The sequence below is a fragment of the Kitasatospora sp. NPDC059146 genome, assembly GCF_042786665.1.
In the GTDB taxonomy this organism is placed as follows: domain Bacteria; phylum Actinomycetota; class Actinomycetes; order Streptomycetales; family Streptomycetaceae; genus Kitasatospora.
In genome coordinates this window covers 52,765-65,964 of record NZ_JBHZCY010000040.1, presented here as the reverse complement: position 1 = coordinate 65,964, position 13,200 = coordinate 52,765, and the positions used below count along the sequence as shown (strand labels likewise).

Annotated in this window: 13 protein-coding genes; 5 read left to right on the top strand and 8 right to left on the bottom strand. The window is 75.6% G+C overall.

What is annotated here, in order from left to right; translation table 11 throughout:
* Nucleotides 1-94: 94 nt before the first annotated feature.
* Together ACFXPX_RS19280 and ACFXPX_RS19275 are read right to left on the bottom strand one after the other, a co-directional pair.
* Nucleotides 95-1,141: a TerD family protein gene (locus ACFXPX_RS19280; RefSeq protein ID WP_380642391.1), complete on the bottom strand. Its 1,047-nt coding sequence runs from the start codon at nucleotides 1,139-1,141 to the stop codon at nucleotides 95-97.
* Nucleotides 1,142-1,199: 58 nt separating this feature from the next.
* A complete protein-coding gene (locus ACFXPX_RS19275; protein WP_380642389.1) occupies nucleotides 1,200-1,454 on the bottom strand; it encodes a hypothetical protein in 255 nt (84 codons plus the stop codon).
* 69 nt (nucleotides 1,455-1,523) lie between these two features.
* Between ACFXPX_RS19275 and ACFXPX_RS19270 the strand changes: the two genes are divergently transcribed.
* Nucleotides 1,524-2,816, top strand: a complete 1,293-nt coding sequence (locus ACFXPX_RS19270; RefSeq protein ID WP_380642387.1) for a pyroglutamyl peptidase — start codon at nucleotides 1,524-1,526, stop codon at nucleotides 2,814-2,816.
* A 71-nt stretch (nucleotides 2,817-2,887) separates the two neighbouring features.
* Here the strand turns inward: ACFXPX_RS19270 and ACFXPX_RS19265 are convergent, their stop codons facing one another.
* Nucleotides 2,888-3,373, bottom strand: a complete 486-nt coding sequence (locus ACFXPX_RS19265; RefSeq protein WP_380526760.1) for an inorganic diphosphatase — start codon at nucleotides 3,371-3,373, stop codon at nucleotides 2,888-2,890.
* Between the two features lie 148 nt (nucleotides 3,374-3,521).
* On the opposite strand from ACFXPX_RS19265, the gene ACFXPX_RS19260 reads away from it, so the two are divergent.
* On the top strand, nucleotides 3,522-4,355 hold the full coding sequence (locus tag ACFXPX_RS19260) for a hypothetical protein (RefSeq protein WP_380642385.1): 834 nt from the start codon (nucleotides 3,522-3,524) through the stop codon (nucleotides 4,353-4,355).
* Here the strand turns inward: ACFXPX_RS19260 and ACFXPX_RS19255 are convergent, their stop codons facing one another.
* From ACFXPX_RS19255 to ACFXPX_RS19245, 3 genes are all read right to left on the bottom strand, one after another.
* Nucleotides 4,356-6,245 (bottom strand): CocE/NonD family hydrolase, encoded by a 1,890-nt coding sequence (locus ACFXPX_RS19255; RefSeq protein WP_380642383.1) that lies wholly within the window; start codon nucleotides 6,243-6,245, stop codon nucleotides 4,356-4,358.
* On the bottom strand, nucleotides 6,242-6,703 hold the full coding sequence (locus ACFXPX_RS19250) for a cupin domain-containing protein (protein WP_380397118.1): 462 nt from the start codon (nucleotides 6,701-6,703) through the stop codon (nucleotides 6,242-6,244). The genes ACFXPX_RS19255 and ACFXPX_RS19250 overlap by 4 nt, the downstream gene beginning before the upstream one ends.
* Nucleotides 6,704-6,841: 138 nt before the next feature.
* Nucleotides 6,842-7,573 carry a Mut7-C RNAse domain-containing protein gene (locus tag ACFXPX_RS19245; protein WP_375884371.1) on the bottom strand — a complete coding sequence of 244 codons (732 nt, stop codon included), beginning with the start codon at nucleotides 7,571-7,573 and terminating at the stop codon, nucleotides 6,842-6,844.
* A gap of 143 nt (nucleotides 7,574-7,716) precedes the next feature.
* On the opposite strand from ACFXPX_RS19245, the gene ACFXPX_RS19240 reads away from it, so the two are divergent.
* Entirely contained in the window at nucleotides 7,717-7,953 is a 237-nt protein-coding gene (locus tag ACFXPX_RS19240; RefSeq protein ID WP_380526713.1) for a hypothetical protein, read from the top strand.
* Here ACFXPX_RS19240 and ACFXPX_RS19235 read toward each other — a convergent pair.
* Complete coding sequence (locus ACFXPX_RS19235) at nucleotides 7,887-9,173, bottom strand: MFS transporter (protein WP_380526711.1); 1,287 nt, start codon at nucleotides 9,171-9,173, stop codon at nucleotides 7,887-7,889. The genes ACFXPX_RS19240 and ACFXPX_RS19235 overlap by 67 nt on opposite strands.
* 706 nt (nucleotides 9,174-9,879) lie before the next feature.
* Here ACFXPX_RS19235 and ACFXPX_RS19230 point away from each other — a divergent pair.
* Together ACFXPX_RS19230 and ACFXPX_RS19225 are read left to right on the top strand one after the other, a co-directional pair.
* Nucleotides 9,880-11,889, top strand: a complete 2,010-nt coding sequence (locus tag ACFXPX_RS19230) for a molybdopterin cofactor-binding domain-containing protein (protein ID WP_375884365.1) — start codon at nucleotides 9,880-9,882, stop codon at nucleotides 11,887-11,889.
* Between the two features lie 14 nt (nucleotides 11,890-11,903).
* On the top strand, nucleotides 11,904-12,368 hold the full coding sequence (locus tag ACFXPX_RS19225) for a (2Fe-2S)-binding protein (RefSeq protein WP_380526707.1): 465 nt from the start codon (nucleotides 11,904-11,906) through the stop codon (nucleotides 12,366-12,368).
* A 34-nt stretch (nucleotides 12,369-12,402) separates the two neighbouring features.
* On the opposite strand, the gene ACFXPX_RS19220 is transcribed toward ACFXPX_RS19225, so the two are convergent.
* The gene (locus tag ACFXPX_RS19220; RefSeq protein WP_380642380.1) at nucleotides 12,403-13,044 is read right to left on the bottom strand and encodes a TIGR03086 family metal-binding protein; all 642 of its coding nucleotides are present in this window, start codon (nucleotides 13,042-13,044) and stop codon (nucleotides 12,403-12,405) included.
* Nucleotides 13,045-13,200: the final 156 nt, after the last annotated feature.

The window sequence follows — 13,200 nt, the reverse complement described above, 5'->3', positions numbered from 1 at the left end:
ACGCGGGCCCGGCCGCTACGGGATCCTGGAACCGAGTCCGTGCCGCGCCAGTGAAAGCCGGACAGTTGGGGGGATTCCCCTACCGAACACCCTCTTAGAAGAAGGAGTCGTCGTCCTCGTAGTAGTTGTTGACGACCACCTGCGGCTCGTCGTCGCTCAGCGCCTCGTTCAGCAGCATGCCGCCGACCAGGCCGGCCGCACCCGCGCCGATCATCGCGCCGGTGCCGAAGCGGCGGCCGCCCTGCTCCTGCTGCTGGGCGGGCACCTGCGGCTGCGCCTGCTGCGGGTAGCCCTGCTGGGGGTAACCGGCCTGCGGCGGGGTGTAGAACGGCGGGACGGTGGTCTGCACCCGCTGGGCGCAGGCGGCGCAGGTCTCGACCTGGCGCGGCACGCCCCACTGCGGCTGCCACAGCACCACGGCCGAACCGGCGCCGTGGGTGGGGTCGAAGAAGCACGTCACGGGTGAACTCCCTGTAGCTGGCTGGGTCTTCGGAACGGCGGGGACGACCGGCGGCGCCGCGGGCGCGACCGGTACGGGCGCGGAGACGGGGGCAGGGGCAGGGGCCGGAGCCGCCGGCGCGGGCTGCAGGACGTCGACCCCGAAGTCGGTGGCGATGCCCGCGAGCCCGGAGGCGTAGCCCTGCCCGACCGCGCGGAACTTCCAGTCCGCGCCGTTGCGGTAGAGCTCGCCGAACACCATGGCCGTCTCGCTGCCCGTCTCGGGCGTCACGTCGTAGCGCGCCACCTCGGTGCCGCTGTCCGCGTCGACGACCCGCACGTACGCACGGCGCACCTGGCCGAAGCTCTGCCGCCGCTGCGCCGCGTCGTAGATCGCCACCGCGAAGGCGACCTTCTCCACCTGCGCCGAGACGTCCCCGAGCCGGACCTCGATCCGCTCCGCGTCCTCGCCGCCCCCGCCGGAGCCCAGGTGGCGGACCGCGCCGTCCGGGCTCTGCAGGTTGTTGAAGAAGACGAAGTGCTGGTCCGTGAGGACCTTCCCGGACGGGCCGCACAGCAGCGCGCTGGCGTCCAGGTCGTACCCGGCTCCGGCCGTCCACCCGAGGCACACCCGGACGGACCGCACGCCGGGCGCCTGCCGGGCCAGGGAGACGTTGCCACCCTTCGTCAGGGCCACACTCATGGGGTTTCCTCCACCACCGTCCGAATCACGCTGTTCGACCACGACAACGCTGTAGAGCTCACGCCGGTTCCCGCCCCTGCGACCCGATGCGGACGGGGAGTTCCAGCAGGCCGCGGGCGCGCAGCGCGGGGCGGTGGCGCAGCTCCTCGGCCGGGGCGTCCAGGGCCAGGTCGGGGAAGCGGCGCAGCAGGTGCCGGACGGGCAGTCCGTCCGGGCCGGTGACCCGGTGCTCGGGCGCCTCGGCGCGCAGCGCGGCGTAGGCGCCGTAGGGGTCGCTGATCAGGGACTTCACGGTCGGATCGAGGGGTGTCACCCGCTCAGCCTACGGGTACGGCGCAGGCACCCTGGCGGGGTGTCAGCCCGCCGCCTAATGTCAGTGGCCATGACAATGACCCGCCGCGCCGCGAGCTCCGCCACCCGCCGCGCCGCCCTGGCGACCGCACTCGTCGGCACCCTCGCCGCGCTGCTCGCCCCCGCCGCCGGGGCCCAGGCCGCACCGGACGGCTGCCGGACCGTCACCACCGCCCCGCCGGACGCCGAACAGGCCCGGCTGCAGGACGCCCGGACCGCCGTCTTCACCGAGCGCTCCGGCCTCGCCGACCTGCTCCACGGCTTCCCCGCCGCCCTCTGCGCCGCCCGCACCGCCCACCGCGCCCAGCGGGTGGTCGACAGCTGGGGCCGCAAGCTCTGGCAGGCCGGCCTCGACCGCGCCCAGGGGCGCCGGCCCGGCGGCGAACTGCCCGCCCTCGACGACCGCCCGCTGTACTGGGCGCGACTCGCCATGACCGTGCAACTCGCCCAGTGGCAGCCCCGGTTCGACGTCGACCACGCCGGACTGCGGGCCCGCTTCGAGGACGCCTCGCGCGGCCTCGACGACGGCTTCGCCGACGAACCCGACCCCGGCGTCCGACGGATCTTCGTCAGCGGCTTCGACCCGTACGGCCTGGACACCGAAGCGCGCCGCGCCAACCCCTCCGGCGCGGCCGTGCTGCAACTGCACGGGCAGCGGATCACCCTCGCCGACGGCAGCACCGCCGAGGTGCGGGCCGTCGTCCTGCCGGTGCGCTACCGCGACTTCGACCAGGGCATCGTGGAACGCGCCTTCGGCCCCCACCTGGAGCCCGGCGGCCCGCAGTCCGCCGACCTGATCACCAGCATCAGCCAGGGCTACCCGGGCAAGTTCACCCTGGAGGCCTGGGCCGGCCGCGCCCGCTCCGCCGACCCGTACACCGACAACGCCGCCGCGCTCTCCGGCGGCACCCGGCAGCACCCGGTGGACGCCCCGGGCCTCGCCGACGGCCCGGAGTTCATCCGCACCACCCTGCCCACCGACGCCATGACGGCCGTCCAGCAGCCCTACCCCGTGCTGCTCAACACCCCCGTCACCGAGATCCCCGCGGGCGCCACCGCCCCGGTCGACCGCCCCGACGGCCCGACCCCCGGCTCCCGCGCCGTCGCCGGGGGCGGCGGGGGCTACCTCTCCAACGAGGTCGCCTACCGCTCCAACCGCCTGCGCCTCGACCTCGACCCCGCGCTGCCCGGCGGCCACCTCCACACCCCGGTCCTCACCGGCCTCCCGGACCGGCAGGACCGCGTCACCTCACCGGAGTTCGAGCACAACGAGGCCGCCATCGCCGCCCAGGTGCGCGCGATCCTGAGCAGCGCGCGGCTCTGAGCCGACGAACCGCTGGGCCCGGGCCCTGCCGTGGGCCCGGGCTCAGCTGGACGGGCTCAGGCCGGACGGGCTCAGGCCGGGCGGGCGAAGCGGGTGCCCGCCGCCCGGGCGCGCGATTCGGCGATCTCGGCGTAGGCGGCGTCCCGGCCCGCCCAGTGCGAGCCCTCGACCGACGTGCCGCGCTCCAGGTCCTTGTAGACCTGGAAGAAGTGGGTGATCTCCAGCCGGTCGAACTCGCGCAGGTCGCCGATGTCCCGCAGGTCGGCGTAGCGGGGGTCGCGGGCCGGGACGCAGAGGACCTTCTGGTCGGGTCCGCGCTCGTCGCGCATCACCCACATCCCGACCGCCCGGCAGGTGAGCACGCAGCCGGGGACGGCGGGTTCGCCGCCGAGGACGAGCGCGTCCAGCGGCTCCCCGTCGCCGCCGAGGGTGCGTTCGACGTACCCGTAGTCGGCGGGGTAGCGGGTGGCGGTGAAGAGGGTGCGGTCCAGCCTGATCCGGCCCGCGTCGAAGTCCATCACGTACTTGTTGCGCGATCCCTGCGGGATCTCGACCATCACCTCGAACTCCGCCGGCTCCACGGGCTCCACGGGCTCCACTCTCGCCTCCTCCACTGGTCCTGGGGAGATTGTCCGCCGTCAGGGCGCCGTGAGCGGCCACCGAAACGACACCCGTCGTTCGGGCCCGGCCGATAGCATCCGCACCATGGGGAGCTGGCAGGTCACGGTCATGAACCACCGCCGCGAGCCCGGCGGCCGTCCGCAGGGGCGCCCGGCGGGGCCGCTGGCGCGGCGCGAGGGCTGGACGCTGCACGGCGGGGACGGCGAGCTCAGCTGGGTCGACGCCGACGGCGAGGTCCGCTGGCGCCGCCCCTGCCCGGGCCGGCCGAACGCGGCGCACCTGTCCGCCGACCGGGTGCTGGTCACCACCACCTCCTTCGACTACACCGCCTGGGGCCACCTCGGCCCGGCCCTGCTGCTGGACCTCGCCGACGGCACGCCGGTCGCCGAGCTGCGCGGGGAACGCGGTGCGGCGCTCGGCGACGGGCGCTTCGTCCTGGGGCTGGAGGGCTACGGCCACTTCGACACCAGGGCCCACGACCGGGACGGCGCCGTGGTCGACTCCTGGCGCAGCTTCGGCCACTACGTGGTCGGCGTGGCCGGACCGGCCGGCACCGGCCTGCGGGTGGTGGAGACCGACCGCCGCCACCCCACCGGCAGCCGGGTGGTGCGACTGCTGCCCGGCGGGGTGGTCGAGCCCGGCCCGCTGCTGAACGACGCCCTGGCCCCCGAGCCGCTGGTGCTGCCCGACGGCACCCTGCTGGTGCTGGACGCGGGAGTGCTGCGTGCCGTCGGGCGGGAGCTGGACGACGCGGTGCTCGCCGAACTGCTCCCGCTCGACCCCGCCGACCGGCACCGCTTCACCGGTTCACTGCACCGCGGCCCCGAGGGCCTGACCGCGACCCTGGTCGAGCGCCACCCGACCCGGATGGGCAGCTACAGCTCCCACATCTGGACCCTCGGCCTGGCGGGCAGGTAACTACCGCTGCACCAGCGGGAGTTCCAGCACCGAACCGGACTCGCCGCCGTGCCCGCCGTAGCCGATCCGGTACTGCGCGCGGCCGTCGGCCGGGAGCAGCTGGAAGGAGTCGGGGTTGGCGGCGGCCACGGTGAGCCGGATCCGGTCGCCGGCCCGGAAGAGCACCGAGACCGGCTGGAGGTCGATCACCACCCGCTGCGCCCGCCCCTGCGGGAAGGGCGTGGCGTCGGTGGCCGCGTAGCTGCGGGGCGTGCGCAGCCGGCGCCAGTCGGGGTTGTCGCCGGAGTCGGCCACCGCCCGGTCGGCGAGCGCGAGTTGGCCCTCCGTCAGATAGGTGGCCCGGCCGTCCGGGGCGACGTCCTCCAGGTAGACGTGCAGGGCGCCGTCCGCCGAGCCGGCCAGGCCGGTGACGTCGAGGGTGACCCTGCCGTTGCCGGTGACCCGGGCGGGCTCGGTCAGCGGCGCGGTGGTGTAGCTGAGCAGCTTGCCGTCCACGGCCGCCCGGTCGGGGTAACTCACCTTGCTGCCGCTGAGGTTGGTGTTCCAGCGGTCGAGCGGGCCGGTGCCGGCGGTCGGGTCCAGGCTCAGCAGGTCGGAGCCGGCCGGGCCGCTCCCGGTCCGCCCCTCGGTGAGGGTGTTGCCCGCGCCGAGCCGGAAGGGCCGGGTGCGGGTCCCGGGCACCGGCCAGCGGCTGGTGGTGCGCCAGACGTCCTCGTTGAAGGTGTAGTAGTGCACCTGCCGCCTGCCGTCGGGGCGGGCGCCGTCGCGCACGTAGCGGTCGAAGAAGTCGACCACCCGCTGGTCGTTCTGCTCGTGCTCGGCCGGGGTGAGCGGCCGGGCGGGCCGGAACGGGTCGGCGAGCCAGCCGGCGCCGTGGTTCCAGGGGCCGATCCAGTCGTCCTGGGTGTTGGACAGGCCGCTGAACTGGGACAGCACGCCGTTGGCCGTCCCCGCGTCCAGCCAGCCGGCCCGGGTCAGCACCGGGACGCCGCCGTCCTCGACGGCGTCGGTCTGCTCGCCGACGCTGCCCACCGTCCAGCTCTGCGGGCCGTTGCGGTAGTCGCGGTGGACGCCCTGCTGCGCCATGTCGACCAGGTTGGCGTTGTTCGCGTGCTCGGCGCGCGCGGCGGCCATCAGGGCGGGTCCGTCCGGGCCGTCGACCGGACGGGGGGTCAGGCCGGTGAGGCCGACCTGGGCGCAGAGCTGCCGGGTCTGCGCACTGGTCTCGCAGGTGGTGCCGCCGGCCTGGTCCAGGATGCGCAGCAGCAGCGCGTACGGGGCGAGCCGGGGCTCGATCAGCAGCCCGCCGGGGCGGACCAGGTCCTCGTAGGGGTCGAAGTCGTAGGAGATCGGTGCGGCGGCGGTGATGTGGTGGTTGCCGAGGGCGGTGGCGAGCATCGCGGTGTCGCCGCCGTAGGAGACGCCGGTGGTGCCGACCCGGCCGTTGGACCAGGGCTGGGCGGCGATCCAGTCGCTGAGCGGGCCGCTGTCGGCGACCAGGTCGGTGCCGAGTTCGGAGGTCAGGGTGCCGAAGGAGGCGCCGGTGCCGCGCAGGTCGGCGACGACGTAGGCGTAGCCCTTGGCGTTCCAGGCCTCGGCCTCGCCGCTGGTGCCGCCCGACCGGCCGGCCAGGACGTGGGCGCGCCAGTAGCGCTGGGTGACCAGGACGGTGGGCAGCTCGGCCCCGGGTTCGGTGCCGTTCGGCAGGTAGACGTCGACGGCGAGGCGGACGCCGTCGGGCATGGCCACGTAGCGTGACTGGAGGTGGGGTGCGGCGGTGCCGGTGTCCGCGACGGCCGGGGCCGCGCCCAGGCCGAACAGGGTGAGCGCGGCGACGGCGGCCGCGGCGGTGCGGCGTAACCGCCGGTGGGCCGTCCTGCCCCGGCTCATCGGACGGTCGCCTTCCAGGGGCCTTCCTCCGGGCGCGCCTCGGAGTCCGTGTCCGGCCAGGGCGGCATGGTGACGGCGGTGATGCGCAGCGGCCCGTCGGCGTCCTGGTCGGCCCGGAACTGGAAGGCGGTGCCCAGCGGGATCGAGACGGCCGCCCCCGGGGCGAGCCGGTGGACCTCCTCCCGGCCGTCCTGGCGCCGCCACAGCTCGCCGCGGCCGGCGGTGACCTGCCACAGCTCCTGCACGGTGGCGTGCGACACGGCGTGGGTGACCTGCCCGGGGGCGAGTTCGAAGACCGCGAGGCTGCCGAGCCCGTCCAGGACCAGCAGCGGGCGGACCACGGCGCCGTCGGGCGCGGTCACCACCGGGGCGGTGGCGGGCTCGGCGCTCTCGAAGGGTTGGTGCTCGGGTGAGGAGGAGTGGTGCGGTGCGGGCTGGTGCACTGGCTGATCGTTCATCCGACGACCCGGCCTCTCTCGTACGAAGGAGTTCCTGGGCTCGTCCCCCGTCGCCGATCAGACCATGCCCGCCGGACGGCCCACCATCCGCAGCGGTCCGTATCCGACCCCGAGAGAACCCCGAGGAGCCCGGCTCCGCTACCCCGAGACTCCCCCGAACTCGCGCACCGCGTCGGTGACGATGGCCTCCAGCCGGGCGTGGTGGGCCCCGCGCCAGTAGGCCTGGCCGCAGTCCGCGCACTGGGCGAAGGCGTCGTACGAGCGCTCGGTGCCGTCGTGCAGCTGTTCGCGCACCGTCGTCTTGCTCACCGTGCGCAGCGTGCCGTTGCAGGTGGTGCACCGGCTCCAGGGGGCGAGCGGCGGGGCGAAGCGGGAGAGCACGTCGCGCAGCTGCTCGGCGGGGCGGTGGCTGTAGACGTACGCGCCGGCCCACAGTTCGCGGCGGCGCAGCAGGCCGCGGTCGCGCGAGAGCATGACGCGCTGTTCGGCGGCGGAGCGGGCGGCCAGCGCGGCGTCGCCGATGTCGGGGTTCTCGTAGGCGGCGTCGATGCCGAGCAGGCGCAGCCGGCGGGTGAGGGTGCCGAGGTGGACGTCCAGCAGGAAGCGCGGCGGGGCGGGCGAGGGCTGCGGCCGGGCGACGGCGGCGACGCTGACCTGCTCGGCGTCGGCCGGGACGTACGAGCCGGGCACCGGGCGGCCGTCCACCAGCAGGGCGCCGACCTCGGTGAGCGGCACGCCCAGCGACTCGACCAGGTGGCCGAGGCTGGAGGTGCCGTCGGTGCGCAGCGCGGTGCGGCCGGCCCGCCGGGGCGCGGAGACGAAGAGGTGCAGCTCAGGGGCGAGGTCGAGCCAGATCTGGGGTCTGTCCACGCGGCCAGCATGCCAGCGGGCGGCGGGCGGGGGCCAGCGGTTTCCGGGGCCCGCTGCGCGGGGCCCGCGCGGGGCTGCGCGGCGGGCCCGCGGAGTAGCATCGGCCGTATCCGGAACAGCAGCAGCGGCGGTTGGAGCGTGCGATGACCGGGAACGAGCGGCGGGACGGCCGGCCGGTCCGGTCGGACGGCCTGGTGGAGGAGACGCCGGACGACCTGCTGGAGGACGCGCCGGACGACCTGTTCGCCGACCGCTCCGAGCGGCCGGCCTCCAGGGCCGGGCGCGCGGCGCCGTACGGCGGCGACGACGATCTCTACGGCGCCTCGGCGGCGGTGGCCCCGACGGCCGAGGAGGACGGCGCGGGGGCCGGCGGCAGGTAGTCGCGGTCGCGCGCCGCCCAGCGGGCCACCGGGCCCATCGCGTACCCGGCGGCGAGGAACACCCCGCCCAGTACCAGCCAGCCCGTGAGCCCGCCGTCCAGCAGCAGCGTGGTGAGCAGCAGCGGCCCCAGGGTGCGGGCGACGGCGACGCCGGTGCCGAAGAAGCCCTGGTACTGGCCGATCCGCTCCGGCGGCGCGAGGTCGAAGCCGAGCTGCCAGGAACCGGCCGACTGCCGCATCTCGCCCGCCACCTGCAGCACGGCCGCGACCACCAGCAGGGCGGCGAACCCCCACGCCGGGACGGACAGCACGGACAGTCCGCAGACCGCGCAGGAGGCGAGCAGCAGCACCCCGGACGACCGCACGGCCCGGACGGCCGAGTCCAGTCCGCTGACGTCGCGGGCCGCCCGGACCTGGAAGGCCAGCACGGCCAGGGTGTTGAGCACGAACAGCGCCGAGCCGAGCCAGCCGAGGCCGGGGGCGCGCTGGGCGATCCACAGCGGCAGGATCAGGCTGAGCATCGGCATCCGCAGCAGCAGCACGGTGTTGACCAGGGTGACGGCGGCGTAGCGGCGGTCCCGCAGCACGGCCAGTCGTGGTCCGGCGGCCGGGTCGGCCGGTGCGGGCGGGGCCTCGGGCAGCCGGCGCAGGACCAGCGCACCGGCCAGGAAGCCGAGGGCGGTGACGGTGAAGGCGCCGAAGTAGGCCTCCCGGGTGCCGACGGTGAGCGCGATGCCGCCGATGGCGGCGCCAACGGCCAGTCCTCCGTTGAGGGTTGACTGGAGGTGGGCGAGCAGTCCGGTGCGCTCGGCGGTCGGCACCAGGCCGGCGACCAGGGCCTGCCGGGCCGCGGTGAGGCCGGACTGCGCGGTGGCGTAGAGGCAGACGGCGAGCAGGAACAGCGGGTAGGAGCGGACGACCAGGAGGACGGCGACCACGCCGGCCGTGGCGAGCGCGAGGGCCACGGCGGTGCGGCGCGGGCCGCGACGGTCGGCGAGGGCGCCGAGCGGGACGCCCGCCAGCGAGCCGAGCGCCCAGGCGACGGCGAGTCCGAAGCCGAGGGCGGTCGGCGACATCCCGATGACGCGGGTGAAGTAGAGCGCGGAGCAGGTGTAGTAGGCGCCGTCGCCCACCGCGCTCGCCAACTGGGCTGCGGCGAGCGTGCGTTGGGGGCCGGCGGGGGGCAGCAGGGCGAGCCGGGCGGCGCTCTGGTTCGGCACTTCTCTCCTGTCGGATCCAGGCGGTCGGGCGAGGCCCAGCCTAGGGAAGAAGTGGACCGGCCGACAGGTCCATTGATCTTGAATTTTCCCGGTCCACTTCCGGGGCCCCGCCGCACCGTCGGACGAGCCGTGAACTCCCGTACGACAGCGCCCTGTTGATCGTCCGGCAGCACTCCGCGCGGCCGCTCCGAGGCCCCGCCCGCCCGGGCGAAGCCCCCTCCGTACCCGCTCCGACTCCGCCGGCCGAAGCGGACCGGACACCTCCACCCCCCGGCCGGAGGGCCAAGATTGGCCGTGTTGACCCGTCAGTAACGCCCTCCTATGCTCAACGGCGTCCGCGATCCGGCACCGGGGCCGGGGCCGTCCGTGCCCGCCCGATCCGGCGCCCGCTCCGGCTCGAAGGGCCCCTCCCATCAGCACCTCCACCGCCCGCTCGGGCTTCGCCGGCCGCGAGGGCCCGGACGAGGACCCCGCCGCTCCCACCGGTCCCGCGGACCGCGCCGAGCCCGCCGGCCGCCGCCGCTTCCTCACCTACCTGCTGGCCGCCCCCACCCTCACCGTCGCCGCCCGGCTCGGCCTCGACGCCGCCGCGCCCGCCACCGCCCGGGCCGCCGAACGCGCCGCCGCGGCCACCCGCGACGCCTCCGCGCCCCCGCAACTGCTCGGCCTGCCCGGCATCCCCGACGTCCTCGACCTCGGCGACGCGATGATCCTCGCCGGCCTGCCCACCTCCCACCTGCTGGTGCTCGAAATCACCCCCGCCGGGCGTGCCGCGCTGCACCTGCCCCGACTGGAGGTCGGCCAGGGCCTCACCACCGCGATCGCCATGCTGGTCGCCGAGGAACTCGACGCCGAACTCACCGACGTGGACGTACCGCTCTCCGACGGCCGCCCCGAACTGCTCTTCTACCAGCTCACCGGCGGCTCCAACTCGGTGCGCTCGCTGTACGAGCCGGTGCGCGCCGCGGCCGCCGCCGCCCGCGCCCGGCTGGTCACCGCCGCCGCGAACCGCTGGAAGGTTCCCGCGACCGCCCTGCGCACCGCCGGCTCCGCCGTCCTCGCCCCCGACGGCCGACGCCTGCGCTTCGGGGAACTCGCCGCCGACGCCGCCACCGTGGTCGTCCCCGCCGTCCCCGCCACCCCCAAGCCGGCCGACCAGCGCCGCCTGGTCGGCCGGCCCACCGGCCGCATCGACGCCCGCGACATCGTCACCGGCCGCGTCCAGTACGCCGGGGACCTCCGGATCCCGGGCGCCGCACCCACCGTGGTCGCCCGCCCGACCACCGTCAACGGCACCCTCAAGTCCCTGGACGCCTCGGTCGCCCGCGCCATGCCCGGGGTCCTCGCCGTGGTGCCGATCCCCACCGGCGTCGCCGTCCTCGCCGAGACCTTCGACCAGGCCCTCAAGGCCCGCGACGCACTGCGCACCACCTGGAACCCCGGCCCGGCCGCCGGCCTCTCCACCGAGGACGTCCGGGCCGGACTGCGCGCCGCGCACGCGCCGTTCCTGCTGCCGCCGCTGCTCACCCCGTACCTGGACGGCGAGTTCGACTTCGCCTTCGTCAACCACGCGCCGATGGAGGTACTCACCGCCGTCGCCGACGTCCGGCCCGGCCGCGCCGAACTCTGGTTCGCCGCCCAGAGCCCGATCATCGCCCAGCAGACCATCGCCGCCGAACTCGGCCTGCCGCAGAACGCCGTCACCGTCCACGTCGTCCGCGGCGGCGGCTCCTTCGGACGCCGGCTGTTCTTCGACGCCGCCCTGGAGGCCGCCCAGATCTCCAAGGCCGCCGGCCGACCGGTCAAACTGATGTGGACCCGCAACGACGACATGCGGCACGGCCGGATGCGCCCCGCCAGCCACCACCGCATCCGCGCCACCTACGGCCTCGGCCAGGTGCTCAGCTGGGAGCACCGCGCCGCCACCGTGCGCACCGACCTCTCGCACGGCCTCGGCGAGGCCCTCACCGGCGCCGGGTTCAACCTCTCCGTCGCCGGGATCAGCCTCGCCCAGGCCTTCTTCCTGCTCACCGAGAAGAACCCGTACAACGTCGGCATCCCCACCCAGCTGCTCGCCGAACTCCCGCTCCCGGTGCACACCGGCAGCTGGCGCTCCGTCTACTCCGGCATGGTCCGGGTCGCCGACGAGATCATGATGGACGAACTCGCCCGCCGGATGGGCCAGGACGAGGTCGCCTTCCGCCGCGCCCGGGTGCGCGACGCCGCCGGCCGGGCCCTCCTGGACACCCTCGCCAAGGCCGGCGACTGGGGCCGCCCGATGCCCGAGGGCCAGGCCCAGGGCGTCGGCTACCACGACGAGAACGGCGGCCGGGCCGCCTACCTGGTCGAACTCGACGCCACCGACCGCGCCAACCCCCGGGTCACCAAGGCCGTCATCGCCGCCGACGTCGGCCAGGTCATCAACCCCCGAGGCCTGGAGGCCCAGTTGACCGGCGCACTGATCGACGGCATCTCCGTCGTCCTGCAGGCCGGCAACCACCTCGACAACGGCGCCTTCCGGGAGGGGAGTTACGCCGACTTCCACTACGCCCGGCAGCGCAACACCCCGCCGACCGTCGAGATCCACCTGATGCCGCCCAGCGGATCCCCGGGCGGGGCAGGCGAGTTGGGCGTCCCCGCCGCCTCCGCCGCCGTCGCCAACGCCTACGCCCGCGCCACCGGCACCAGCCCGCGCTCCTTCCCGATCAACTTCTGAGGACGTCGCCCCCCATGCCCACCCACACCTTCGTCCTCAACGGGCGGCCCGTCAGCGTCGACGCCCCGGACGACATGCCGCTGCTCTGGGTCCTGCGCGACAAGCTCGGCGTCACCGGCCCCAAGTACGGCTGCGGCGTGGGCGTCTGCCGCGCCTGCACCAGCCACCTGGACGGCCAGGAGTTCCAGCCCTGCACCCGCCCGGTCAAGGAGTGCGACGGCCGCACCGTCACCACCATCGAGGGCCTCGCCGACGGCGACACCCTCCACCCCGTCCAGGAGGCCTGGATCGACTGCGACGTCGCCCAGTGCGGCTTCTGCCAGCCCGGCCAGATCATGACCGCCGTCGCCCTGCTGCGCCGCACCCCCGACCCGACGGACGCCGACATCGACCAGATCCAGAACATCTGCCGCTGCGGCAGCTACCCCCGCATCCGCGAGGCCATCAAACGCGCCGCGGCCACCGGCCGGGTGCACTGACCCACCGGCCGTCTGCGGATCGCCGCGGTGGGCCCTATGCGCCGGCGCCCGCCGCGGGGTCACGGCCGAAGAAGGCGGCGAGCCGGTCGTACGCCGGGGCGTCCGGCGGGGCGGGGACTTCGGGGGCGAAGGCGTGGTGGTCGGCCTCGTCGCCGCGGTACTCGGGTTTGAGGGCGCCGTGCGCCCAGTCGAGTGCCGCCCGGGCCACCTCGTGGTCCAGGCCCTCGGTGGACTGGCCGGTGGCGTGGGCCAGGTCCCAGGCGTGGACGGCGAATTCGGTGGTCTGCTGGTCGACCGGGAAGCGGGCCGGCAGGGTGGCACCGCCGGGGAGGTCGACCGTGCCGGTGAGGTCCCCGGCGGCGCGCCAGGCCTCGACCAGCCGCTCGGCCCCGGCCTCGAAGGCGTGCAGCCAGTCCTCCTCGACCCGGTCGAAGGGCCGGCTCCAGTCCGGCTGCCCGCCCTCGGCCCGGAGGGTGAACTGCGCCAGGTCGTGCAGGAGATGGCTGATCAGGTCGCCGACGTCCCAGGAGCGGCAGGGGGTCGGGTGGCCGGCCAGTTCGACGCCGGTGCCGTCGATCAGCCCGGCGGTCTGGGCCAGGGCCCGGGCGAGCAGCCCGATCGGGTCCACCGGGTCGGCCGGGTCCACCGGATCGGCCGGATCGTCCGCCGCGGTCATGGCACACCTCTCGGTCGGGGGGCGCACGGGTCGTGGCGGGGGCGCGGTAACCCGGGCGCCCCCCCCCCCCCCGCCCCCCCCCCCCCCCCCCCCCCACCGGCGGGCCCGGGGCGCACCCCCCCGCCCCCCCCCCCTGCCCCCCCCGGGCCGGGCCGG

Bases quoted from the DNA above. Each gene is read 5' to 3' on its own strand.
- ACFXPX_RS19220 (WP_380642380.1), bottom strand. From the start codon at position 13,044: ATGACCGCGGCGGACGATCCGGCCGATCCGGTGGACCCGGCCGACCCG.
- ACFXPX_RS19250 (WP_380397118.1), bottom strand. From the start codon at position 6,703: ATGAACGATCAGCCAGTGCACCAGCCCGCACCGCACCACTCCTCCTCA.
- ACFXPX_RS19255 (WP_380642383.1), bottom strand. From the start codon at position 6,245: ATGAGCCGGGGCAGGACGGCCCACCGGCGGTTACGCCGCACCGCCGCG.
- ACFXPX_RS19240 (WP_380526713.1), top strand. From the start codon at position 7,717: ATGACCGGGAACGAGCGGCGGGACGGCCGGCCGGTCCGGTCGGACGGC.
- ACFXPX_RS19230 (WP_375884365.1), top strand. From the start codon at position 9,880: ATGATCCTCGCCGGCCTGCCCACCTCCCACCTGCTGGTGCTCGAAATC.
- ACFXPX_RS19270 (WP_380642387.1), top strand. From the start codon at position 1,524: ATGACAATGACCCGCCGCGCCGCGAGCTCCGCCACCCGCCGCGCCGCC.
- ACFXPX_RS19280 (WP_380642391.1), bottom strand. From the start codon at position 1,141: ATGAGTGTGGCCCTGACGAAGGGTGGCAACGTCTCCCTGGCCCGGCAG.
- ACFXPX_RS19225 (WP_380526707.1), top strand. From the start codon at position 11,904: ATGCCCACCCACACCTTCGTCCTCAACGGGCGGCCCGTCAGCGTCGAC.
- ACFXPX_RS19260 (WP_380642385.1), top strand. From the start codon at position 3,522: ATGGGGAGCTGGCAGGTCACGGTCATGAACCACCGCCGCGAGCCCGGC.
- ACFXPX_RS19265 (WP_380526760.1), bottom strand. From the start codon at position 3,373: ATGGTCGAGATCCCGCAGGGATCGCGCAACAAGTACGTGATGGACTTC.